The 24,005-nt window shown below is 70.1% G+C and carries 19 protein-coding genes and 1 pseudogene; 10 read left to right on the plus strand and 10 right to left on the minus strand.

Annotation, left to right across the window (positions count from 1 at the left end; genetic code table 11):
* Positions 1-58 precede the first annotated feature (58 nt).
* Genes whiA through uvrC form a run of 4 tightly spaced genes read right to left on the minus strand, consistent with a single transcriptional unit; the run spans position 59 to position 5,233 of the window.
* Positions 59-1,048 carry a DNA-binding protein WhiA gene (gene whiA / locus L0P92_RS14940; RefSeq protein ID WP_234763169.1) on the minus strand — a complete coding sequence of 330 codons (990 nt, stop codon included), beginning with the start codon at positions 1,046-1,048 and terminating at the stop codon, positions 59-61.
* Positions 1,039-2,106, minus strand: a complete 1,068-nt coding sequence (locus L0P92_RS14945) for a gluconeogenesis factor YvcK family protein (RefSeq protein WP_234763171.1) — start codon at positions 2,104-2,106, stop codon at positions 1,039-1,041. The genes whiA and L0P92_RS14945 overlap by 10 nt, the downstream gene beginning before the upstream one ends.
* On the minus strand, positions 2,103-3,119 hold the full coding sequence (rapZ, locus tag L0P92_RS14950; RefSeq protein ID WP_234763173.1) for an RNase adapter RapZ: 1,017 nt from the start codon (positions 3,117-3,119) through the stop codon (positions 2,103-2,105). The genes L0P92_RS14945 and rapZ overlap by 4 nt, the downstream gene beginning before the upstream one ends.
* Complete coding sequence (uvrC, locus tag L0P92_RS14955) at positions 3,116-5,233, minus strand: excinuclease ABC subunit UvrC (RefSeq protein ID WP_234763174.1); 2,118 nt, start codon at positions 5,231-5,233, stop codon at positions 3,116-3,118. The genes rapZ and uvrC overlap by 4 nt, the downstream gene beginning before the upstream one ends.
* Positions 5,234-5,863: 630 nt before the next feature.
* Between uvrC and L0P92_RS14960 the strand changes: the two genes are divergently transcribed.
* The 3 genes from L0P92_RS14960 (at position 5,864) to L0P92_RS14970 (ending at position 9,054) form a co-directional block, all read left to right on the plus strand.
* Positions 5,864-6,820 carry a hypothetical protein gene (locus L0P92_RS14960; protein WP_234763176.1) on the plus strand — a complete coding sequence of 319 codons (957 nt, stop codon included), beginning with the start codon at positions 5,864-5,866 and terminating at the stop codon, positions 6,818-6,820.
* A 276-nt stretch (positions 6,821-7,096) separates the two neighbouring features.
* Positions 7,097-8,146: a LacI family DNA-binding transcriptional regulator gene (locus tag L0P92_RS14965; protein WP_234763178.1), complete on the plus strand. Its 1,050-nt coding sequence runs from the start codon at positions 7,097-7,099 to the stop codon at positions 8,144-8,146.
* Positions 8,143-9,054 (plus strand): carbohydrate kinase family protein, encoded by a 912-nt coding sequence (locus L0P92_RS14970; RefSeq protein WP_234763180.1) that lies wholly within the window; start codon positions 8,143-8,145, stop codon positions 9,052-9,054. Before L0P92_RS14965 ends, L0P92_RS14970 begins: the two co-directional genes overlap by 4 nt.
* A gap of 193 nt (positions 9,055-9,247) precedes the next feature.
* On the opposite strand, the gene uvrA is transcribed toward L0P92_RS14970, so the two are convergent.
* The gene (uvrA, locus tag L0P92_RS14975) at positions 9,248-12,304 is read right to left on the minus strand and encodes an excinuclease ABC subunit UvrA (RefSeq protein WP_234763182.1); all 3,057 of its coding nucleotides are present in this window, start codon (positions 12,302-12,304) and stop codon (positions 9,248-9,250) included.
* Positions 12,305-12,553: 249 nt separating this feature from the next.
* Between uvrA and L0P92_RS14980 the strand changes: the two genes are divergently transcribed.
* From L0P92_RS14980 to L0P92_RS15000, 5 genes are all read left to right on the plus strand, one after another.
* The gene (locus L0P92_RS14980; RefSeq protein ID WP_234763184.1) at positions 12,554-13,240 is read left to right on the plus strand and encodes a maleylpyruvate isomerase family mycothiol-dependent enzyme; all 687 of its coding nucleotides are present in this window, start codon (positions 12,554-12,556) and stop codon (positions 13,238-13,240) included.
* Positions 13,241-13,326: 86 nt separating this feature from the next.
* A complete protein-coding gene (locus tag L0P92_RS14985; protein ID WP_234763185.1) occupies positions 13,327-13,983 on the plus strand; it encodes an MBL fold metallo-hydrolase in 657 nt (218 codons plus the stop codon).
* Between the two features lie 343 nt (positions 13,984-14,326).
* Positions 14,327-15,217, plus strand: a complete 891-nt coding sequence (locus L0P92_RS14990; protein ID WP_234763187.1) for an ABC transporter substrate-binding protein — start codon at positions 14,327-14,329, stop codon at positions 15,215-15,217.
* Positions 15,214-16,131 (plus strand): amino acid ABC transporter permease, encoded by a 918-nt coding sequence (locus tag L0P92_RS14995; RefSeq protein WP_234763188.1) that lies wholly within the window; start codon positions 15,214-15,216, stop codon positions 16,129-16,131. The genes L0P92_RS14990 and L0P92_RS14995 overlap by 4 nt, the downstream gene beginning before the upstream one ends.
* Before the next feature lie 35 nt (positions 16,132-16,166).
* Positions 16,167-16,895 (plus strand): amino acid ABC transporter ATP-binding protein, encoded by a 729-nt coding sequence (locus L0P92_RS15000; protein ID WP_237695634.1) that lies wholly within the window; start codon positions 16,167-16,169, stop codon positions 16,893-16,895.
* Between the two features lie 53 nt (positions 16,896-16,948).
* Here L0P92_RS15000 and aroQ read toward each other — a convergent pair whose 3' ends face one another.
* Positions 16,949-17,422: a type II 3-dehydroquinate dehydratase gene (gene aroQ / locus L0P92_RS15005; RefSeq protein WP_234763190.1), complete on the minus strand. Its 474-nt coding sequence runs from the start codon at positions 17,420-17,422 to the stop codon at positions 16,949-16,951.
* Positions 17,423-17,525: 103 nt separating this feature from the next.
* Here aroQ and L0P92_RS15010 point away from each other — a divergent pair, with 103 nt between their 5' ends.
* Positions 17,526-18,572: a S66 family peptidase gene (locus L0P92_RS15010; RefSeq protein WP_234763192.1), complete on the plus strand. Its 1,047-nt coding sequence runs from the start codon at positions 17,526-17,528 to the stop codon at positions 18,570-18,572.
* 95 nt (positions 18,573-18,667) lie between these two features.
* Entirely contained in the window at positions 18,668-19,939 is a 1,272-nt protein-coding gene (locus tag L0P92_RS15015) for an MFS transporter (RefSeq protein WP_234763194.1), read from the plus strand.
* Positions 19,940-19,965: 26 nt separating this feature from the next.
* Here L0P92_RS15015 and L0P92_RS15020 read toward each other — a convergent pair whose 3' ends face one another.
* From L0P92_RS15020 to L0P92_RS15035, 4 genes and pseudogenes are all read right to left on the minus strand, one after another.
* Positions 19,966-21,066 (minus strand): calcium:cation antiporter, encoded by a 1,101-nt coding sequence (locus L0P92_RS15020; protein WP_234763196.1) that lies wholly within the window; start codon positions 21,064-21,066, stop codon positions 19,966-19,968.
* A 103-nt stretch (positions 21,067-21,169) separates the two neighbouring features.
* The gene (locus L0P92_RS15025) at positions 21,170-21,472 is read right to left on the minus strand and encodes a hypothetical protein (RefSeq protein WP_234763202.1); all 303 of its coding nucleotides are present in this window, start codon (positions 21,470-21,472) and stop codon (positions 21,170-21,172) included.
* A 141-nt stretch (positions 21,473-21,613) separates the two neighbouring features.
* The gene (locus tag L0P92_RS15030; protein WP_234763199.1) at positions 21,614-22,615 is read right to left on the minus strand and encodes a TerC/Alx family metal homeostasis membrane protein; all 1,002 of its coding nucleotides are present in this window, start codon (positions 22,613-22,615) and stop codon (positions 21,614-21,616) included.
* 224 nt (positions 22,616-22,839) lie between these two features.
* Positions 22,840-24,005 (minus strand): annotated as a pseudogene (locus tag L0P92_RS15035) (TerD family protein); the annotation flags it as partial.

Consider the following 24,005-nt stretch of genomic DNA (forward strand, 5'->3'; position numbering starts at 1 on the left):
AAACACCGGTGCCGACGCCCAAGTGGACGTCGGCACGGGCAGGTTGACGATCTTTCACTCAGCTCACGAGATTGTCCGCCAGCTCCTCGCTGAGGTTGGCCTCCGTGCCGGGAATGCCGAGGTCCTGGGCTCGCTTGTCGGCCATGGCCAGCAGTCGGCGGATCCGGCCGGCGACGGCGTCCTTGGTCAGCGGCGGGTCGGCGAGCGCGCCCAGCTCCTCGAGGGAGGCCTGCTTGTGCTCCATGCGCAGGCGTCCGGCGGCGGCGAGGTGCTCGGGGACCTCCTCGCCGAGGATCTCCAGGGCACGCTGGACGCGGGCGCCGGCGGCGACGGCCGCGCGCGCGGAACGCCGGAGGTTGGCGTCGTCGAAGTTGGCGAGACGGTTCGCCGTGGCGCGGACCTCGCGGCGCATCCGGCGCTCCTCCCAGGCCAGCACCGACTCGTGCGCGCCGAGGCGGGTGAGCAGTGCGCCGATCGCGTCGCCGTCCCGGACGACCACGCGGTCCACGCCGCGCACCTCGCGGGCCTTGGCGGCGATCGACAGCCGACGCGCCGCGCCGACCAGGGCGAGCGCGGCCTCGGGGCCCGGGCAGGTCACTTCGAGGGAGGAGGAGCGGCCGGGCTCGGTGAGCGAGCCGTGCGCCAGGAAGGCACCACGCCAGGCGGCCTCGGCATCACACGTGGCCCCGGAGACCACCTGCGGGGGCAGGCCGCGGATCGGGCGGCCGCGCCCGTCGACCAGGCCGGTCTGGCGGGCCAGCTGGTCACCGCCCGCGACCACGCGCACGACATAGCGCGAGCCGCGACGCAGCCCGCCCGGCGCCATCACGATCAGCTCGGAGCTGTGGCCGAAGATCTCCAGGATGTCCCGCTTGAGCCGGCGGGCCGCCATCGCGGTGTCCAGCTCCGCCTCGATCACGATGCGCCCGCTGACCAGGTGGAGGCCGCCGGCGAACCGCAGAATGGCGGAGACCTCCGCCTTCCTGCAGCAGGTCCGGGTGACGGGGAGCCGGGAGATCTCATCCTTCACCGCTGCCGTCATCGCCATGGGCCGATCCTTCCATGCATCCGAAAAATACGGTCGTACGCGGCGGCGAGCAGCTCCGGGTCGTGCCGGGGCGTCCCGTCCGGCCGGGCCACCGGGGCCAGCTCGACCGCGGCACCGAGCCGCTTGGCGGCCTCGGTGAGCACATCCCGGTCCGGCACGGCGGCCTCGTCGGCCAGCACCACGTCCAGGGCGAGTTTAGGGGCGTGTCGTCCCAAAACCTCCAAATGACGCTGCGGTGAGAAGCCTTCGGTTTCTCCCGGCTGCGGGGCGAGGTTCAGGGAGAGTACCCGGCGCGCCTTCGTCTCGGTGAGGGCGTCCAGGAGTTCCGGCACGAGCAGATGCGGGATGACGGAGGAGAACCAGGAGCCGGGGCCGAGCACCACCCAGTCCGCGTCCCGGACGGCGGCGACGGCCTCCGGCACGGCGGGCGGGTCGGACGGCACGACGTGCACCGACTGCACCTCACCGGGGGTGAGGGCGACGTTGGCCTGGCCGCGGACGGTGTCGACGGCCTCGGGCTGGTCCGGGTCGTGCCCCTTGACCAGGGCCTGGAGCTCCAGCGGTACGGCGGACATGGGCAGCACCCGCCCGTGCGCGCCGAGCAGCTTGCCGACCAGGTCGAGGGCCTGGACGTGGTCGCCGAGCTGCTCCCACAGGGCGACGATCAGCAGATTGCCGACCGCGTGGTCGTGCAGGTCGCCCTTGGAGTGGAAGCGGTGCTGGATGACGCGGGACCAGGTCTGCCCCCAGTCGTCGTCGCCGCACAGCGCGGCCAGCGCCTTGCGCAGGTCACCGGGCGGCAGCACGCCCAGTTCGTCGCGCAGGCGGCCGCTGGAGCCGCCGTCGTCGGCCACGGTGACGACGGCGGTGAGGTCACCGGTGATCCGGCGCAGCGCGGCGAGCGAGGCGGACAGGCCCATGCCGCCGCCGAGGGCGACGACCTTGGGCTGGGTGCCCCGGCGGCGGGGCCTGGCGCCCCGGGCCTCGACGGGCCGGGCGGCACGCGACTCGGGCACGGCCCGGCGCAGCCTGCTCAGCCGCGGAGTACGTCCGGTCATTCCCGTCCCATGTCCCGGTGCACGACCACCGTCTCCACGCCCTGGGAGGCCAGGCGCGCCGCGAGCTTCTCGGATGTGGCGACCGAGCGGTGCTTGCCGCCGGTGCAGCCGACCGCGATGGTCACGTACCGCTTGCCCTCGCGACGGTATCCGGCCGCGATGAGCTGGAGCAGTTCGGAGTAGCGGTCGATGAACTCCTTCGCGCCGGGCTGGTTGAAGACGTACGCCGACACCTCCTCGTTGAGGCCGGTGAAGGGGCGCAGCTCCGGGACCCAGTGCGGGTTGGGCAGGAACCGCATGTCCACGACCAGGTCGGCGTCGACCGGCAGGCCGTACTTGAAGCCGAAGGACATGACCGTCGCCCGCAGCTCGGGCTCCTCCTCGCCGGCGAACTGGGCGTCCATCTTGGCCCGCAGCTCGTGCACGTTGAGGCTGGAGGTGTCGATCACCAGGTCGGCGTCGCCGCGCAGCTCGCGCAGCAGCTCGCGCTCGGCCGCGATGCCGTCGACGATACGGCCGTCGCCCTGGAGGGGGTGCGGGCGGCGCACCGACTCGAAGCGGCGCACCAGGGCGTCGTCCGAGGACTCCAGGAACACGATCCGGCGCGTCACACCCCGGGTGTCGAGGTCGGAGAGGGACTCGCGGAGGTTGTCGAAGAAGCGCCGGCCACGGACATCGACGACCACCGCGATCCGCGCCACGTTGCCCTGGGAGCGGGCGCCGAGCTCCACCATGGTGGGGATCAGCGCGGGCGGGAGGTTGTCGACGACGAACCAGCCGAGGTCCTCCAGACACTTGGCGGCCGTCGAGCGGCCGGCCCCGGACATGCCGGAGATGATCACCAGCTCGGGGATGGCCGCTTCGGGGACCCCTGCTGAGTCGATACCCGTACTCACCTGTGCTCCGTCTTCCTGGCGTGCGTGCTGCTGGGTGAGATCCTCGCCGCCGTTCTTGTGGGTTTCCCGAGCCTGTCGATCTCGGTCGGCCGTGGGTTGTGTGTCGTGCTCGCTCATCTCTCCTGCCCCCGTCGTTCGTCCGGGGCGCCCGCGGACACGGACTCCCCCGAGGTCTCCGCCGTCGTATCGGATTCCTCGTCTTCCATGATCTCTCCAGTCGCCGTGTTGACGGCGGGTGCGGCCGGGGCCGCCTGGGCGAGGGCCACGGCGATCGTCTCGGCCGTCTTGCGGCCTATGCCCGGGACCTCGCAGATCTGGTCGATTGTCGCGGATCGCAGCTTCTTCACCGAACCGAAGTGCTTGATCAGCGCCTGCTTGCGAGTCTCACCGAGGCCGGGCACGTCGTCCAACGGGCTCGACCGGAAACGCTTGGCTCGCTTGGTGCGCTGGTAGGTGATCGCGAAGCGGTGGGCCTCGTCCCGGACCCGCTGGAGCAGATAGAGGCCCTCGCTGGTGCGGGGCAGGACGACCGGATCGTCCTCGCCGGGCAGCCAGACCTCCTCCAGCCGCTTGGCGAGACCGCAGACGGCGATGTCGTCGATACCGAGCTCGTCCAGGGCCCGCTGGGCGGCCGCGACCTGCGGCTGTCCGCCGTCGACGACGACGAGCTGGGGTGGGTAGGCGAAGCGCTTGGGGCGGCCCTCGTCGTCCTTGAAGCTGTCGGCGAGCGGGGCGGAGGCGGTGCCGGTGAGGGGATCGGAGGTGGTGAGGGGACCGTCACTTTCGGAGGGCGCGCCGGTGTCCTCGCCGTCGGCCCACTCGCCTGTCTTCTCCTTCTCGGCGAGGTAGCGCTTGAAGCGGCGGGTGATCACCTCGTGCATGGAGCGGACGTCGTCCTGGCCCTCGAAGCCCTTGATCTGGAAGCGGCGGTACTCGCTCTTGCGCTGCAGCCCGTCCTCGAAGACGACCATGGAGGCCACGACGTCGTCACCCTGGAGGTGGGAGATGTCGTAGCACTCGATCCTGAGCGGGGCGCTGTCGAGGTCGAGGGCGTCGGCGATCTCCTCCAGGGCACGCGAGCGCGTGGTCAGGTCGGAGGCGCGCTTGGTCTTGTGCAGGACGAGCGCCTGCTGGGCGTTGCGCTCGACGGTCTCCATGAGGGCTCGCTTGTCGCCGCGCTGGGGGATGCGCAGCGAGACGTTCGAGCCGCGGCGGCCCGTCAGCCACTCCTGCACCGGGTCCAGCGGGTCTGGCAGGGCCGGGACGAGGACCTCCTTGGGCACGGCGTCCCCGGTCTCCTCGCCGTAGAGCTGCTGGAGGGCGTGCTCGACGAGGGCGCCTGTGGTGATCTCCTCCACCTTGTCGGTGACCCAGCCGCGCTGGCCGCGCACCCGGCCGCCGCGGACGTGGAAGATCTGCACGGCCGCTTCGAGCTCGTCCTCGGCGACCGCGATGAGGTCGGCGTCGGTCGCGTCGGCGAGCACGACCGCGTTCTTCTCCATGGCCTTCTTCAGGGCCTCGATGTCGTCGCGCAGGCGGGCGGCCCGCTCGTACTCCATCTCATCAGCCGCCTCCATCATCTGCTTCTCCAGGCGGCGCAGATAGGTGCCCGTGCGGCCGGTCATGAAGTCGCAGAACTCCTCGGCCAGTTCACGGTGCTCCTCGTCGGAGACCCGTCCCACGCAGGGCGCGGAGCACTTGCCGATGTAGCCGAGCAGGCAGGGGCGGCCGGTGCGGGAGGCGTTCTTGAACACGCCGGCCGAGCAGGTGCGGACCGGGAAGACACGCAGGAGGAGGTCGACGGTGTCGCGGATCGCCCACGCGTGCGCGTACGGCCCGAAGTACCTCACGCCCTTCTTCTTGTGACCGCGCATCACCTGCACCCGCGGGAACTCCTCGTTCATCGTCACCGCGAGGTACGGGTAGCTCTTGTCGTCGCGGTACTTGACGTTGAACCGGGGGTCGTACTCCTTGATCCAGGAGTACTCCAGCTGAAGGGCCTCGACCTCCGTGGACACCACGGTCCACTCCACGGACGCCGCCGTGGTGACCATCGAGCGGGTGCGCGGGTGCAGGCCCGCCAGGTCCTGGAAGTAGTTCGCCAGGCGCTGGCGCAGGCTCTTCGCCTTTCCGACGTAGATCACCCGGCGGTGCTCGTCACGGAACCTGTACACCCCGGGAGAGTCGGGGATCTGTCCCGGCTTGGGGCGGTAGCTGGAGGGGTCGGCCATGTCTCACACCCTACTGGCGAGCAGTGACAGTCCGACGAGGCTGTGGACAACGGCCCGGCCATCGGGCTCGGCGGCCTGGGTCCGGGGCACGTGGGGTGGCGGGTGTCCCGGAATCCAGCAGGTGGCGGGGGATCCGCAGCGCTTCCGCCGGCGGCCACGCGGTCCGCGGCCGCACTCGTCACGCTGCCCGATCGTGAGCGCTCAGCCCCTGCCCGACAGGTCGCTCCTCCCCGCGAGCAGGTGGCCCCAACCGCGGCCCTCGGCGCCGGCGGGTCGGTGGCGTGGACGCCGGGGTCACCCGCCTCCTCCCGCCGCAGATGATCAGCTCGGCAGTGGAACCACTCCGCGGCTGCGTGTGGCGATCTGTAGTGACCATCCGGATCTTCACGCACAACGCCCGGAAGAACAACGTGACTTGAGGCAGACGCGTCGTGACTCGGCCAGGGTGCGGTGCTGTTGGGCATCAGGTGTTGTCGGGACTTGGTCAACACGCTTCAATGCGGGGGAACTCAGGGCCCTGAACGACGGCGTACGGATGTGAAGACCCCCGCCGCGCCGACGAAGTGGCCCGGACCAGCTGCGCGACCCGGTCTGACCAGCCGTTGTGAACAACCACAGAAAGGCCCCTGCATGCCGCACGCAACACAGCACGTGGACATCCCCGCCATCGTCACCGCGGAACTGGACACGGCCCTGCGAGGCGGCCCCTTCCATGTCGCCCTGCGCGCCGCGATAGCCGCCCGGGGACTGCCGCTGCAACGCGTGCAGCACCATCTGTCCCGTCGCGGTGTGAAGGTCGGCGTCACCAGCCTGAGCTACTGGCAGCAGGGCGCCCGCAGGCCGCAGCGCCCCGAGTCGCTGCGTGCGGTACGCGCGCTGGAGGAGATCCTCCAGCTGCCGGAGGAGTCACTGATCCGACTGCTCGCCGAGGTCGACGACCACTCCGGCCTCCAGCGGCCGGCGGCGCGTTCCTATCGCTCCCTGGTGGAGGCCTCGGGTGTCCTGGAGCGTTTGCTGGCCGAGCTGGACTGGCCGATGGACGGTGGTCTGCACACCCTCGCCCACCATGAGCGGGTACGGATCGGGGCCCGCCGCGAGCTGGCGGGCCGCGAGTCGCACCACATCGTGCGTGCCCACAAGGACGGTGTGGACCGCTACGTCGCCGTCCACCACGGCGACCCCGGATGCGCGCCGGAGCGCATGACGGTGCACGCCCTGGAGAATTGTCGCACCGGCCGGGTCCGGTGGCACGAGGAAACCGGTGTCCTCGTGGCCGAGCTGCTCTTCGGCACTCGGCTGCGGGCGGGCGAGACCCACCTCTTCCGGCACGGCGTCGAGGACGGGACGGCCGGCGTGTCCCGCGAGTACGCCCGTGGGTTCCCGCTCGCGGGCGGCCAGTACGCCCTCCAGGTCCGCTTCGCCGAGAACACCCTCCCCGTCCACTGCCACCGCTTCTCCCAGCACTCGGCGGCGGCTCCGCGTAGTGGCCGCCAGGGACTCGCCCTCAGCGGTCTGCACCGGTCCGTCCATCTGGTCGAGCCCCGGGTGCGGACGGGGATCGTGGGCATCGGGTGGGAGTGGGAGTGAGCGGGCGCCTCCAGCCGCGCCTGTGCTGCCCCGGTGTTCCCACGGCTCGGCACAGCCGACGGTTCCAGCCACCTCGGCACGGCTGACCACCGCTTTCTGAGCCGCATGCCCCTGGCCATGCCTCCCTGGCCATGGCCCCTTGCCCTCCCCGCACCGGTCGAGCTCCGGCACGTAAACGATTGCGCAAGCGTTTACGTCCGGCGCTGGATGGGATACCTTCCCGGCCAGAGGAACCGCGGCTGCCCAGGGAGGGGCGCGGCACAGGAGGGGATCTCGATGGCCACCATGGCGGACGTCGCGCGGAGCGCAGGTGTGTCCGTGGCGACCGTCTCGCATGTGCTGAACGGCACCCGGCCGGTGCTGCCCCACACCCGGCAGGCGGTGCTGGAGGCCATGGACGAGCTGGGCTACACGCCCAACACCCTCGCCCGCTCCCTGGTGACATCCCGCACCCGGTCCATCGGGCTCGCGGTCTCGGCGATCAGCAACCCGTACTTCACGGAGATACTCCAGGGCGTCGAGGCCGGCGCCCTGGAACACGGCTACAGCCTGCTCATCGCGGACCCGCACGACGATCCGGAGCATGAACGCAAGGTCGTCCAGCTCCTGCACGAACGCCGCGTGGACGGCATGATCGTCGCGCCCTCGGCCGACCCGCGCGAGCTCCTCGCCTACCTCGGGCGTCACAAGGTGCCGACCGTCCTCCTCGACCGCGTGGTCGACGCCCCGGCGGACGGCACGACGCGGTTCGACCAGGTCTGCGCCGACAGCGCCGGGCCCATGGCCCAGTTGGTGACCCATCTCGCCGGCCTCGGTCACCGTCGGATCGCCCTGGTCGCCGGTCTGCCGGGACTCAGCACCACCGGCGAGCGGCTCACCGGATACCGGGACGGCCTGGCGACGGCCGGGCTCGGGTACGACGACCGCCTCGTCGTCCACGGCGACTCCGAGTCCGCCGGTGCCGAGCGTGCCACCGCCGCGCTGCTGTCACTCGCCTCGCCTCCCACCGCGCTGGTCACCGCCAACAACGCCATGACCATCGGCGCCCTGCGCGCCCTGCGCGGCCACGGCATGTCCGTGCCCGACGACATCGCGTTGTGCTGCTTCGACGACTTCGCCTGGGCCGACCTGTTCTCGCCCAGGCTCACCGCGATAGCCCAGCCCAGCAGGGAGATCGGCGCCCAGGCTGTCCGCGTGCTCCTGGACCGCCTCGCCGCACCGGACCTGCCCGCCCGGACCTTGCGGCTCCCTTGCGCCTTTGTGCACCGCACCTCATGTGGGTGCCCCGAACAGCCCCTGACGTCCGTGAAAGGAACCATCTCGTGATCGTCGTCGCCGGTGAGGCCCTGATCGACCTGGTACCGCAGGGCACGGGCGCCCTCGCGGGCCTGAAGCCGGCGCTCGGCGGCGGCCCCTACAACACCGCCGTGGCCCTCGGTCGCCTCGGCTCCCCCACCGCGTTCTGCTCGCGCACCTCCTACGACGCCTTCGGTGAGGCCCTGCTCGACGGGCTGCGGGAGGCCGGGGTGGACGTGTCGGCCGTGCAGCGCGGCATGGAGCCGACGACCCTCGCGGTCGCCACCATCGACGCGCACGGCTCGGCCGCCTACTCCTTCTACGTCGAGGGCACCGCCGACCGGCTCTTCACGGCACCTTCGGAGCTGCCCGCGGCGACACGCGCGGTCTCCTTCGGTACCTGCTCGCTCGTCCTGGAACCGGGGGCGAGCGCCTATGAGGAGCTGATGCGGAGCGCGGCCGCGCAAGGGGTGTTCACCGCGCTCGACCCGAACATCCGGGCCGGACTCATTCCCGACCCGGACGGCTACCGGGCACGGTTCAAGAGCTGGCTTCCCTCGGTGTCGCTGCTCAAGCTCTCCGAGGAGGACGCGCTGTGGCTGGGCGGCACGCCGCGTGAATGGCTGGCCGCGGGACCTGCGGCCGTTGTGATCACCCACGGCGGCGACGGGCTGACGGCCTTCACACGGGACGGCGCCGTGCACTCCGTTCCGGGCGAGGAGGTGGACGTCGTGGACACGATCGGTGCGGGCGACACCGTGAACGCGGCCCTGCTGCACGGCCTGGCCGCCCAGGACCGCCTGTCCGCCGAGGCGCTCGCGGGACTGGGCGCCGACGGCTGGACACGGCTGCTGCGGTTCGCGGCGCGGGCTGCCGCGATCACCTGTTCCCGGGCGGGCGCCGAGCCGCCGTACGCCTCCGAACTGGGGGACTTCTAGGAGGCGTTCCGCTCTCTTCCGTTCCACTGTTGAGCAGTCAAGGTTCGTCATGGCCGCAGCGATCGGGCCGCTGATGATCCAACGCGCGGCGCCCCGCGGGGAGTTCCCACGGGGCGCCGCGCTTTTCTGGAATTGTTCGGACTCGTGGCCCGTGGCCTGACGTTCGTGACCTGTGGCTCGTGGCTCGCGGACGTCAGGCCTTGCGGGCCCGCGTCGTCTTCTTCGCGGGCGTCGCCTTGGTCGCCGCTGCCGCCTTCTTGGTGACTCCGGCGGCCTTGCCGGTGGCCTTGTTGTTGGCCGTCTTCGTGGTCCTGGCCGTCGCCGTCTTCTTCGCCGTCGACGCCGCCGCGACGGTCTTCTTGGCCGCCGCCTTGCGCGGGGCCTTCACCGAGGCCGCGTCGCTGATCCGGTCGGCGCCGAGGATCTCGCGCAGGAACTTGCCGGTGTGGCTGGTCGGGACCGCTGCGACCTCCTCGGGTGTGCCCTCGGCGATGACGAGGCCACCGCCGGCGCCGCCCTCGGGACCCATGTCCACGACCCAGTCGGCCGTCTTGATCACATCGAGGTTGTGCTCGATGACGATGACCGTGTTGCCCTTGTCGACGAGGCCGGCCAGAACCGTCAGCAGCTTGCTGATGTCCTCGAAGTGCAGACCGGTGGTCGGCTCGTCGAGGACGTAGACCGTGCGGCCTGTGGAGCGCTTCTGGAGCTCGCTGGCGAGCTTCACTCGCTGGGCCTCACCGCCGGACAGGGTGGTCGCGGACTGGCCGAGCCGGACGTAGCCGAGACCGACGTCGTTCAGCGTCTTGAGGTGACGGTTGATCGCCGGGACGGCCTCGAAGAAGTCCATAGCCTCCTCGATCGGCATGTTCAGGACCTCGGAGATGGACTTGCCCTTGTAGTGGACCTCCAGGGTCTCCCGGTTGTACCGGGCACCGTGGCAGACCTCGCACGGGACGTAGACGTCCGGGAGGAAGTTCATCTCGATCTTGATCGTGCCGTCGCCCGCGCAGTTCTCGCAGCGGCCGCCCTTGACGTTGAAGGAGAACCGGCCCGGCATGTAGCCGCGGACCTTCGCCTCGGTCGTCTCGGCGAACAGCTTGCGGATGTGGTCGAAGACACCGGTGTAGGTCGCCGGGTTCGAGCGCGGGGTGCGGCCGATGGGCGACTGGTCGACGTGTACGACCTTGTCGACGAGGTCGTCGCCGTCCACGCGCGTGTGCCGCCCGGGGACGTTGCGCGCGCCGTTGAGCTCGCGCGCCAGGTGCGTGTACAGGATGTCGTTGACCAGCGTCGACTTGCCGGATCCGGACACGCCCGTGACCGCGGTGAACACACCCAGCGGGAACGAGACGTCGATGTCCTGGAGGTTGTTCTCCCGCGCTCCGTGCACGGTGAGCCGCCGGGTCGGGTCCTGCGGGCGGCGGATGTCGGGCAGCGGGATGGCCTTCTTGCCGGACAGGTACTGGCCGGTCTGCGACTCGGCGTTGGCGAGCAGCTCCTTCAGGGAGCCGCTGTGGACGACCTTGCCGCCGTGCTCACCGGCGCCGGGGCCGATGTCGACGATCCAGTCGGCGACCTTGATGGTGTCCTCGTCGTGCTCGACGACGATGAGCGTGTTGCCCATGTCGCGCAGCCGGACGAGGGTCTCGATCAGCCGGTGGTTGTCGCGCTGGTGCAGACCGATGGACGGCTCGTCGAGGACGTACAGCACACCCACGAGTCCGGAGCCGATCTGGGTGGCGAGGCGGATGCGCTGGGCCTCGCCGCCGGAGAGGGTGCCCGCCGCGCGGTTCAGCGAGAGGTAGTCCAGGCCGACGTCGACCAGGAACCGCAGCCGCTCGTTGACCTCCTTCAGCACGCGTTCGGCGATCTTCTTGTCGCGGGCGTTGAGCTTCAGCTTGCCCAGGAAGTCCGCGCAGTCGCTGATGGACATCGCCGAGACCTCGGCGATCGACTTCTCCATGATCGTGACCGCGAGGACGATCGGCTTCAGGCGCGTGCCCTCACAGGTGGGGCAGGGCACCTCGCGCATATAGCCCTCGAAGCGCTCGCGGCTGGCGTCGCTCTCGGCCTCGCTGTGCCGGCGCTTGACGAAGGGGACGGCCCCTTCGAACGGCGTCGTGTAGACACGCTCGCGGCCGTACCGGTTGCGGTACCGGACCTCGATCTGCGTCTTGTGGCCGTGGAGCAGGGCCTTCTTGGCGCGCTGCGGCAGGCCCGCGAAGGGGATGTCCGTCCGGAATCCCAGCGCGTCGGCGAGGGCGCCGATCAGGCGGCCGAAGTAGTCCTTGGTGTGGCCGTGCGACCAGGGGTGGATGGCGCCCTCGTCGAGGGACTTGTCCTCGTCCGGGACGATCAGCTCGGGGTCGACCTCCATGCGCGTGCCGATACCGGTGCACTCGGGGCAGGCGCCGAAGGGCGAGTTGAAGGAGAAGGAGCGCGGCTCCAGCTCCTCGAAGGACAGGTCGTCGTACGCGCAGTACAGGTGCTCCGAGTACATGCGCTCGCGCTCGGGGTCGTCCGCGGGGAGGTCGACGAAGTCGAGCACGACCATGCCGCCGGACAGGCCGAGGGCGGTCTCCACGGAGTCGGTGAGCCGGCGCTTGGCGGAGTCCTTCACCGTGAGACGGTCGACGACCACCTCGATGGTGTGCTTCTCCTGCTTCTTCAGCGTCGGCGGGCTGGACAGCTGGATCGTCTCGCCGTCCACGCGCGCGCGGGAGTAGCCCTTGGTCTGGAGGTCGGCGAAGAGATCGACGAACTCGCCCTTGCGCTCGCGCACCAGCGGCGACAGCACCTGGAAGCGGCTCCCCTCCGGCAGCTCCAGGACCTTGTCGACGATGGCCTGCGGCGACTGGCGCGAGATCGGGCGGCCGCACTGGGGGCAGTGGGGCTTGCCGATGCGCGCGAAGAGCAGCCGCAGATAGTCGTAGACCTCGGTGATGGTGCCGACTGTCGAGCGCGGGTTGCGCGAGGTCGACTTCTGGTCGATGGAGACCGCCGGGGACAGTCCCTCGATGAAGTCGACATCGGGCTTGTCCATCTGGCCGAGGAACTGCCGGGCGTACGAGGACAGTGACTCCACGTAGCGCCGCTGTCCCTCGGCGAAGATGGTGTCGAAGGCCAGCGAGGACTTGCCCGACCCTGACAGGCCCGTGAAGACGATGAGCGAGTCGCGCGGCAGGTCGAGCGAGACATTCTTGAGGTTGTGCTCGCGCGCGCCACGGACGATGAGACGGTCGGCCACGCCGGTCCGCACCTTTCTTGAGAGAAGTGACAGGGGGCGAGGCCCCCGTGTGTTCTCGGCTTCGAGGCCCCCGTGGTTTTCAGACTAGGGGGAGCCACTGACAACGCCGGTCGGTTTCCCGGATGCGACAACAATCCCCGGCCATCCAGCATGCCCGACGTCAGGACCGACCCTATAGCACGCGCATTCGATTTACGGCACTCGTTCACCACCTTCACCCAAAGGTGTGGCGGGACTAATGTCAGCACCATGATTGATCACGCTCGTGACCTGGTGTCTGTACGTGAAGCGACGGAACGGCTGCTCACCGCAGCGGCCAAGATGGACAACGTGTCGGTGGCCGAGCCGTCACGGCTTCCGGGCTGGAGCCGTGGCCATGTCCTCGCCCATGTCGCCCGTAACGCGGACGCCCTCGTGAACGTCCTCGACGGGCGCCCCATGTACGCCTCGGCCACGGCGAGGGACGCCGACATCGAGCGGGACGCCCCGCGACCTCTCGGCGTCCAGCTCACCGACGTACGAGAGAGCGCGGCCCGTTTCCAGGAGACGGGGGCGGCGCCCGCGGACTGGTCCCGCACCGTGGAGCTGCGCAACGGGGTCACCGACGCGGCGGCCCGGGTGCCGTTCCGGCGGTGGGTCGAGGTGGAGCTGCACCATGTGGATCTCGGGATCGGGTACGAGCTGGAGGATCTGCCGGCGGAGTTCGTGGAGCGGGAGATCGACTTCCTCGCCGAGCGGTTCTCCGGACACCCCGATGTCCCGCCGACCCGTCTGACGGACGGCACGCGTGCGTGGAGCACGGGCCGGGAGGCGGGCGCTGCGGAGATCACCGTCCGAGGTCCCGGCCCGGATCTGCTCGGCTGGCTCGCCGGGCGCCGCGACGGGGCCGGGCTGACCGTGGAAGGCGGCACCCTGCCGTCGCTGCCCCCGCTGTAGTCGCCCGGCGCTCCTTCCAGGGGGCCGTGCTGTCGCCGTAGCGGCTGGACAGCCCCTGGGCCGCTCCGCCGCTATAGGCTGCCGACATGACGTACAGCGGACAGGTGACGGTCGGTGGCCCCGCCGACGTGCATGAGCTCAAGGACCTGATGATCACCAAGATCGCGGTCGGCCCGATGAACAACAACGCCTATCTGCTGCGCTGCCGGGCCACGGACGAGCAACTGCTCATCGATGCCGCCAACGACGCGGACACGCTGATCGGCATGATCGGTGACGACGGCATCGCGTCCGTCGTCACCACGCACCAGCACGGCGACCACTGGCAGGCGCTCGCCGCGGTCGTCGAGGCCAGCGGCGCGCGCACGTACGCCGGCCGGGAGGACGCCGACGGCATCCCGGTGCCGACCGACGTCCTGGTCGACGACGGCGACGTCATCCGGGTGGGGCACGTGGAACTCACCGCGCGCCATCTGGTCGGGCACACGCCCGGCTCCATCGCGCTGGTCTACGACGACCCGCACGGACATCCCCATGTGTTCACCGGGGACTGTCTGTTCCCGGGCGGTGTGGGCAACACCCGCAAGGACCCGAAGGCGTTCGCCAGTCTGATCCACGACGTGGAGACGAAGATCTTCGACGTCCTGCCGGACGAGACATGGGTCTACCCCGGGCACGGCAACGACACGTCGCTGGGCGCGGAGCGGCCGCATCTGCCGGAGTGGCACGCGCGGGGCTGGTGACCGCGGAGCTGGTGAACCGCGGGCTCGGTGAGCACGCGCGCCGTGCGTGCCCCGCGCACGCGCCCCGTGTGAATCCTTCACACGCGCCGGTGCCATGCGCGCGCTCCCGGCGTACGTAGTTGCGCAGTCAACTGGAAGGAGCCCCGCACAGGATGACGGCTCCTGAGCGGTACGGGCCGCCGGCCTTCAATCCCCGCCCTCGGCCGGCGGCCCCGGCGGCTGCCGAGGGAAGTGTTCACAGGCAGAGGGAAGTGTTCACAAGAACGCAACACCCGTTCCCACTATGCGGAAACCGGCCGTCGTGACCTCGACAAACACGACGCTGTCCTGACAATCTCCCGCCATGCCTCTCGCCGCTCGCACGCTGCGCCACACCGTTGCCGTCGCCGTCGCCACGACCTCCCTGCTCGCCACCGCTGTCGGCTGTGCTCCACAGCCGGACGAGAAGGCCGCCGACACACCGTCGGGGTCCGGCGGGAACACCTGCGCCAAGGGCGAGTTGGCCACCAAGACCTCCGGCAAGCTGACGATCGCCACCGACGAGCCGGCGTACGAACCCTGGTTCAAGGACGACAAGCCGGCCAACGGTGAAGGCTTCGAGTCGGCCGTGGCGTACGCCGTGGCGAAGCAGCTCGGCTACGACAGGAGTGCCGTCGTCTGGCAGAGCGTGCCGTTCAACAAGGCCTTCGCGCCCGGCGAGAAGACCTTCGACTTCGACATCAACCAGGTGTCGATCAGCGACGAGCGCAAGAAGGCCGTGGACTTCTCCTCCGGCTACTACGACGTCCGCCAGGCCGTCATCGCGCTGAAGGACAGCAAGGCCGCCAAGGCGAAGAGCGTGGCGGACCTGAAGGGCCTCAAGCTGGGCGCCCAGGTCGGCACCACCAGCCTCGGCTACATCGACGACGTGGTGAAGCCGACGCGGGAACCCGCCGCGTACGCCAAGAACGACCAGGCCAAGTCCGCGCTGAAGAACGGCCAGGTCGACGCCATCGTGGTCGACCTGCCGACCGCCTTCTACATCACCGCCGCCGAGGTGACGGACGCGACGATCGTCGGCCAGTTCGAGAACCAGGGCGGCGCCGCGGAGCAGTTCGGGCTCGTGCTCGACAAGGGCAGCGCCCTGACCTCTTGTGTGACGGACGCCGTGGACACCCTGCGCGACGACGGCACCCTGGCCGAGCTGGAGCAGAAGTGGTTGTCGGACGCCGTAGACGCCCCGGTGCTCAAGTGACGGTCACCAAGGAGGAGTCCGGCCAGGAGGGCGCGGACGACAACGGCGGCAGGTCCGGCGAGGGCGACGGCTACGTCCCCTCGCAGCGACGTCTCGACCGCGAGCGCCACAAGCGTGCCCGGGCGCGGCGCGCCACGGCGATAGCGGCCCTGTCCACCCTGGTCACGGCCGTCGTCCTCTACCTGGTCGTGGTCAACGCTCCGGGCTGGCCGCGCACCAAGGAGACGTTCTTCAACGGGCAGTACGCGCGCGAGGCGTTCCCCAAGGTCCTCGAAGGGCTCTGGCTCAACGTCCGGCTGCTGCTGGTCTGTGGCGCTGCCGTGCTGGTCCTCGGGATGCTCATCGCCGTCGCCCGCACACTGCGCGGCCCGGTGTTCTTCCCGCTACGGGCGCTGGCGGCCGCCTACACGGACTTCTTCCGGGGCCTGCCGCTCATCATTAACCTCATGATCGTCGTGCTCGGAGTACCCGCGCTGCGCTTGCAGGGCGTGACGGTCGACCCGGTGCTGCTGGGCGGTACGGCGCTGACGCTGACGTACTCGGCGTACGTCGCCGAGGTGTTCCGCGCGGGTATCGAGTCCGTCCATCCGTCCCAGCGGGCCGCGGCGCGCTCGCTCGGACTGACGAACCGGCAGGCGCTGCGGCACGTCGTCCTGCCCCAGGCCGTCCGCCGCCAGGTGCCGCCGCTGCTGAACGACCTGGTGTCGTTGCAGAAGGACACCGGTCTGGTGTCCATCGGCGGTGCGGTGGACGCCGTACGGGCCGCGGACATCATCGTGGGGCGCAGCCTCAACTACACGCCGTACATCGTCGCGGGCCTCATCTTCGTGGCACTGACCATTCCCATGACCCGCTTCACCGACTGGGTGACGGCCCGGATGGACCGTAGACGTGCCCAAGGAGGGGCCCTGTGAGCGAGGCGGCAGTGAACACCGCACCTGTGCTGCGGATGGAGTCCGTCCGCAAGACCTTCGGCGACTCGGTGGTACTGCGGGACGTCGACCTGGAGGTCGCCCCGCACACGGTGACCGCGCTGATCGGCGCCTCCGGCTCCGGCAAGTCGACGCTGCTGCGGTGCGCGAACCTCCTGGAGGACGTCGACGACGGTGCGATCTGGCTCGACGGCGAGGAGATCACCGATCCGCGCGTCGACCAGGACGCCGTACGGCGCCGTATCGGCGTGGTGTTCCAGGCGTACAACCTCTTCCCGCACATGACGGTGCTGGAGAACATCACCCTCGCCCCGCGCCGGGTGCACGGTGTGTCCCGGGCAGAGGCCGAGGCACGCGCGCGTGAGCTGCTGGAGCGGCTCGGGCTGGTCGGCAAGGCCGACGAGTACCCGGACCGGCTGAGCGGCGGCCAGCAGCAGCGGGTGGCGATCGTGCGCGCCCTGGCCGTACGGCCCCGGCTGCTGCTGCTCGACGAGGTCACCGCGGCTCTCGACCCGGAGCTCGTGGGCGAAGTCCTCGCCGTCGTCCGTGACTTGAAGGCGGACGGGATGACGATGGTGCTGGCCACGCACGAGATGGGGTTCGCGCGGGAGGTCGCCGACCAGGTTTGTTTTCTGGACGGAGGGGTGGTGTTGGAGCGCGGTACGGCCGAGCAGATCTTCGGGGATCCGCAGCAGGAACGTACACAGCGTTTCCTGCGGCGGATCGTGGAGGCCGGTCGCCTGTAAGGACCGCTTGCCATGGCGAGGCGGTCCTTACATCTCAGGCCCTCACCGCCATGTCACGTGTCCGCCTGCCCCGCCCCTGCCAGCGCCGCGACCCGCTCCACGCCGAACGCGTACCCCTGCACACCGCACCCCGCGATGACCCCGTCGGCGCGCAAGGAGACGTACGAGTGGTGCCGGAACGACTCGCGCTTGTGGATGTTGGAGATGTGGACCTCCAACACCGGAAGGCCGTCACAGGTGTTGAGCGCATCCAGGATCGCCACGGAGGTGTGCGAGTAGGCGCCGGGGTTGATCACGATCCCGCAGTGGTTCAGCCGTGCCTCGTGGATCCAGTCGACCAGCTCACCCTCGTGGTTGGACTGCCGGAAGTCGATCGTGCCGCCGTGCGCGGCCGCCGTCTTGGCGCACAGTGCCTCCACGTCGGCCAGGGTCTCGGAGCCGTAGATCTCCGGCTGGCGCTGGCCGAGCAGGTTCAGGTTGGGGCCGTTGAGGATCATGATGGGGGCGTGAGCCAGGCTGCGGGGCACGGTTCCTCCGGTCCGTTCGGGGTGCGGCGGCCCGTCCATGACCGCTGCGCAGACCCGGTTTATCACGGTGCGCGGGTCATGACGCGCGCCCTACCCTCGCGGTATGACCGTGATCTCGTATCCTCCCAAGCCCTCCCCCGGCGACCGCGTCGCCGTCATCTCGCCCGGCGCGGGCTTGCCCGGCCTCTTCCCTCGCCCGTTCGAACTGGGCCTGGAGCGGCTGCGCAAGGACTACGAGCTCGAACCGGTCGAGTACCCGGCGACCCGCAAGATGGGCGCGACGCCCCAGGAGCGGGCCGACGACATCCACGCCGCGTTCGCCGATCCGGACATCAAGGCCGTCATGGCGTCCATCGGCGGCGACGACCAGATCACCGTGCTGCCCTTGCTGGACCGGGAGTTGATCCGGGCGAACCCGAAGCCGTTCTTCGGGATGAGCGACAACACGAACCTGCTCATGTTCCTGCGCAACACCGGCGTGGTCGGCTACCACGGTGCGACCGTCATGACCGCGCTGGGCCGTCCCGTCGCCATGGATCAGCTGACCGCCGAGTCACTACGGGCGGCGCTGTTCACCTCGGGCGAGTACGAACTCAGGCCCGCCGAGCGCTGGAACGACGTCAACCGCGACTGGGCCGACCCGGCGACCTTCGACGCCGAGCCGGAGACGCGGCCCGCCGACGGTTGGACGTGGGTGAACGCCGACCGGGTGGTGGAGGGTCGCAGTTGGGGAGGCTGCCTCGAGATCCTGGGCTGGCTGCTGATGGCCGACCGGGAGATCGCGCGCGACCTCTCGGAGTACGACGGCGGGGTGCTGTTCCTGGAGACCTCCGAGGAGATGCCGAGCGGTGAGGAGGTCTTCCGCACCCTGCGGAACATGGGCGAGCGCGGGCTGCTGCACCGTTTCTCCGCGCTGCTGATGGGCCGCGCGAAGACCTGGTCCTTCGAGCGCCCCAACAGCCCCGAGGAGGCCGCCCGTTACGCGGCCGAGCAGCGCGAGGCCGTTCTGCGCGCCATGCGCGCCTACGCGCCCGACACCACGATCGTCTTCGACGTCGACTTCGGGCACACCGACCCACAGCTGGTGATCCCTTACGGCGGCGTCGTGCGCGTCGACGGTCCCTCCCGGCGCGTCACCGTCACATACTGACGGGGCCCGACCGCCCCCGCGCGCCCCCGTAACCCACGATCACTGTGGGTAGTTGACGCGGCATGCACGACGTACGCACCGTAAGGGCGCCCTCCATGTTGCGGCTCGCGGCCGCCTCGCTCGCCGGGACGGCCATCGAGTTCTACGACTTCTTCGTCTACGGGACCGCGGCGGCACTGGTCCTGGGACCGCTGTTCTTCCCGACGTTCTCGCCGGTGGCGGGAACCCTGGCCGCCTTCGGAACGTTCGGCGTGGGCTTTGTGGCGCGGCCCCTGGGGTCGGTGCTGTTCGGGCACATCGGGGACCGGCACGGACGCCGGCCGGTCCTCGTCGCCTCGCTGCTGCTGACCGGCGCCTCCACGGTCGCGGTCGGCTGCGTACCGACGTACGACACGATCGGGGTGGCCGCTCCCCTGCTGCTGCTCGTGCTGCGCTTCCTTCAGGGGCTGGGGCTCGGCGGCGAGTGGGGCGGGGCCGTGCTGCTGACGGTGGAGCACGCGCCCGCCGGGCGGCGCGGTCTGTGGTCGAGTTTTCCGCAGGTCGGGCCCGCGCTGGGCTTTCTGCTCGCCAACGGTGTGGTGCTGGGGCTGTCGGCGACGCTGTCCGAGGCGCAGTTCGCCGCCTGGGGATGGCGGGTGCCGTTCTGGGCGGCGGGGGTGCTCGCGCTGGTGGGGCTGTGGCTGCGGTCGTCGCTCGTCGAAAGCCCTCGCTTCCTCGAGCTCGACGACCACGCGCGCGTGCCGCTCGCCGAGGTCGTACGCGACCACTGGCGGCTCGTGCTGCTGACGGCCGGGGCGCTGTCGATCGGCTACGCGGTCTTCTACGCCGTGACGACCTGGTCCCTCGCGTACGCCACGGAGCGACTGGGTGTGAGCCGCAGCGTCATGCTGACCTGCATCATGGGCGCGGTGCTGGTCAAGGGCTCGCTCACCCCGCTGGTGGCGTGGCTCGGCGACCTCCACGGGCGGCGGCCGCTGTGTCTGCTGGGGTGCACCGCCACGGCTCTGTGGATGTTCCCGATGGTCGCGCTGCTCGCCACGGGAGAGCCGCTGCTGATGTTCCTCGGGTTTCTCGGGGCGATGCTCGCGTTCATCACGATGTTCGCGGTGATCGCCGCGTATCTGCCGGAGCTGTACGAGCCCCGGGTGCGCTGCACGGGCGCCGCGGTGGGCTACAACCTCGGCGGTGTCCTCGGGGGCGCGCTCACGCCGATCGTGGCGACCGCGCTCGCCGACCAGGGCGGTCGGGTGCCCTGGGGCGTGGGGGCGTACATGACCGGGCTCGCGCTGCTCAGCCTGGGGTGCTTCGCGCTGCTGCCCGAGACGCGTCCGGTGCCGGCCGCGGCGGCGGAGCCCGCCACCGGGTGACGGGCTCCGGAACATCTCCGCGTCGGCTACGGGTTGATCGCGAGCTCCAGGTAGGCCGCGAACAGCACCAGGTGGACGCCGCCTTGGAGCGGCGTCGCCCGCCCCGGCACCACCGTCAGCGAGCTCACCACCACCGTCAGGGCGAGCAGCACCATGTGGGTGGGGCCCAGACCGAGGACGAGCGGGCCGGAGAGCCAGACGGAGGCCAGGGCGACCGCGGGGATGGTCAGGCCGATGCTGGCCATCGCCGAGCCGAGCGCCAGGTTCAGACTGGTCTGGACGCGGTCACGGCGCGCGGAGCGCAGCGCCGCGATCGTCTCGGGGAGCAGCACCAGCAGGGCGATGACCACGCCGACGGCCGCATGCGGCAGGTCGGCGGCCGCCACCCCGGACTCGATGGTCGGCGACACTCCCTTGGCCAGGCCGACCACGCCGATCAGGGCCAGACCCAGCAACGCCAGGCTGATCAAGGCCGTGCGGAGGGAGGGCGCGTGGGCGTGGTCGTCGACGGTGATGACCTCGCCCTGCCGGGTGATGGGGAGGAAGTAGTCACGGTGGCGCACGGTCTGGGTCGTCACGAACAGGCCGTAGAGGATCAGCGAGGAGACCGCGGCGAACGTCAGCTGCACGGTGGAGAACTCCGGGCCCGGCTTGCTCGTGGTGAACGTCGGCAGCACCAGGCTGAGCGTGGCCAGGGTGGCGACGGTCGCGAGGGCGGCTCCGGTGCCCTCGGGGTTGAAGACCGCCGTCCCGTGCCGCAGCGAGGCGACCAGCAGGGACAGGCCGACGATTCCGTTGCAGGTGATCATCACGGCCGCGAAGACGGTGTCCCGCGCGAGGGTGGAGCTCTTGTCGCCGCCGTCGGCCATCAGGGTCACGATCAGGGCGACCTCGATGATCGTGACGGCGACCGCGAGGACGAGGGAGCCGAAGGGTTCGCCGACCCGGTGTGCGACCACTTCGGCGTGGTGCACTGCGGCCAGGACGGCGCCCGCGAGGACCAGGGTCACCAGCGCGACGACCGCGCCGGGCAGGTCTCGTCCCCAGGTGAAGACCAGCAGGACGACCGCGAGCACCGGCACGACATACGTCCACCGGGTCATGAGCGGCCTGAGCCTGGCGATCATGGAGCGATCGTCGCAGAGGGGCGGGGGGTTCGCATTCCGGTCGGTGTGGCGGTCAGGCGGCCCCGCGCCCTCGGGATGCGGGGCCCCTGTGGGTCGTATGTCGCTACGCGAAATCGGTCGTCTCCTGTACGTCGCAGTCCGTGAAGGACGGCGGCCTGGTGCACAGCGCGGCCATCTGCTCCGCGAACTTGGTCGTCTCGGGGTCGTCGCTGTTGCGCATGGCGTCCTCGTAGGAGTCGAACTCGATCACTACGAGGTAGCGGTTGGCCTGGCCCCGGTCCTTGAGGACGAGACGGCGCGTGGGACCGCCGCTGCGGCCCGCCAGGCGCTGTTCCGTCTCCTGGGCCAGCTCCCGCATCTCGTCGATGCGCTCGGTCTCGAAGTCGATGATCTGCACGAACTTCATGGGTGCGTCCACAGGTGCCTCCACCCCCGGCCGTGGTGTCCCCGGCCGGGAACACCCAGCACCCAACGAAGCACCGGGAGCGGTGCTCGGCAATTCGCTGGGCACCACCCCCGGTGTTGGTTCTTTCTACGTCCGACGCGGTCAGACGTCGATGCTGTCCTTCGGAGCGCCTTCGCTCTTCTCCTGCGCCGCCTCGGCCGCCTCCTGCTTCTTGGAGGCCCTCAGGCTGGTGATCGTGGTGACGATCAGGACCGAGCAGATCACACCGAGCGAGACCGGGATGCTGATCTCGGGGACATGGACGCCGGATTCGTGCAGCGCGTGCAGGACGAGCTTGACGCCGATGAAGCCCAGGATGATCGACAGGCCGTAGCTGAGGTGGACCAGCTTCTTCAGCAGGCCACCGATGAGGAAGTACAGCTGCCGAAGACCCATCAGCGCGAAGGCGTTGGCGGTGAAGACGATGTACGGGTCCTGCGTCAGGCCGAAGATCGCCGGGATGGAGTCGAGGGCGAAGAGCACGTCCGTGGTACCGATCGCCAGCATCACGACCAGCATCGGGGTCATGACCCGCTTGCCGTTCTCCTGGATCCACAGCTTGGTGCCGTGGTACCGGTCGGCGACACCGAACCTGCGCTCGGCCGCCTTCAGCAGCTTGTTCTCCTCGAACTCCTCGTCCTCCTCGTCCGCCCGGGCCTCCTGGATGAGCTTCCAGGCGGTCCAGATCAGGAAGGCGCCGAAGAGGTAGAACACCCAGGCGAAGCTGGCGAGGATGGCAGCACCCGCGGCGATGAAGATGGCTCGCAGGACCAGGGCTATGAGGACACCGACGAGCAGCACTCGCTGCTGGTACTGGGTCGGCACCGCGAACTTCGCCATGATCAGGACGAAGACGAAGAGGTTGTCGACGCTCAGCGACTTCTCGGTGATGAAGCCGGCGAAGAACTCACCGCCGGCCTGTCCGCCGCCGAAGATGAGCAGGCCGAGCCCGAAGAGGCCCGCCAGGACGATCCAGACGATCGTCCAGATTCCGGCTTCCTTGATCGATACGTCATGCGGCTTACGGCCGATGAAGAAATCGACCGCGATCAGGGCGGCAAGGCCCACGATGGTCAGGACCCAAAGGGTCGTCGAGACTTCCACTGCGCCTCCGGCAGTCGTAACGGCAAATGTCAGCGTCGTCGCGCGCCGGAGGTCTCTTCCACCCACGATGGGCCGACGCCCCGGGATCTGGCCTGATCCGTATTGACGGGTACGCCGCAGCAGACAGGGAGTACTCCCCTCCGTGGGACAAACAGTACCTCAATCACCAAGGAAAGGTAAAGTGCTTGGCAAAAAAAGTACCAAGTTCGCTGGTCAGAGTGGCTTTACCGGTACTTGGTCCGGGCCGCCGCCACCTGGCTGAGCACCTGGTGGAGGACCTGACTGCCGGGCGGCACGAGCGAGGGCTCATAGGTCCAGGCGTGCCCCACCCACGGGTCGGCGAGGTGATCGTCCGGCACGGGGGTCAGTCGCAGCAGCGAACGCCACAGCGGGTCGAGCAACGGGCCGTAGGCGGCCGCTTCCTCCCGGTCGGCGACCATCATCAGGTGAACGCCGACGGCCGGACCCTCGTCCGCGAGGTAGCGCAGCTGGTTGACGGCCCGGTCGTCGAAGCCGTGCGGGAAGTCGTTGACGATCAGCAGTTGCTGTGCGGTGTCGAACCCCGGCGGCAGCGAGTCGGGTGCTCCGCCGCGCAGCGCCATCTGCACGAGGTCGACGCGCTCGATGAGCCGCGCGAGGACGTCCGCGACACCGGCCGCGCCCAGGGCGGGCGGGGCCGCGAGTACGCCGGACTGCACCAGCGGCACCAGTGCCTGTGCGCCGGAACCGGCCGGGTCGATGACCTGCACGGCGAACTCGCCCGCCGGATAGACCGCGAGCAGCCGCGCCGCGTGTGCCACCGCCGTCTCCATCGCGAGGCGCCGCAGGTCGTGGGAGTCCGTGAACGATCCGTCGAGCGATGCGCCGCGTCCGCTGTCGATCCACAGGCCGCGCTCCAACGGCAGCCTGACCAGCATCGGGATCCGCAACCGGTCGCTCTCGGGCAGATGCAGGTCGCCCAGGCGCAGGGCCATGGGGATCTCCATCGGTACGCGGTAGCCGTGCCAGACGGGGTTGTCCCACCCCGCGTAGGCGGGCGGCAGCGCGGGCTCGACGACCTCGACTTCGGCGGTGAGCTGGGCGAGGTCGCGGTCGAGGGTCGCCCGGGCCTGGTTGACGAGCTGGGCGTGCTTCGTCTGGGCGGCCTCGCGCGCTGCGTCGCCCTGTCCGCCGATCCTGCTGCGCGGGTCCGACAGGACCTGGTCGAGCTCCTTCTCCATCCGGGAGTCGGCGAAGTCGACCGCGCTGCGATAGGCGGCCGTGCTGCGGGCCAGGTCCTCGAACATGCCCCAGACCTGGTTGTAGAGCCGCTCGTCCATGGACCAGCCGGTGGCGTCGCCCGCGACGGGCTGGGCGGGTTGGCCGGGCTGGGCCGGGGGCGCGGTCGGCG

It is taken from the genome of Streptomyces muensis, assembly GCF_021474425.1.
In the GTDB taxonomy this organism is placed as follows: domain Bacteria; phylum Actinomycetota; class Actinomycetes; order Streptomycetales; family Streptomycetaceae; genus Streptomyces; species Streptomyces muensis.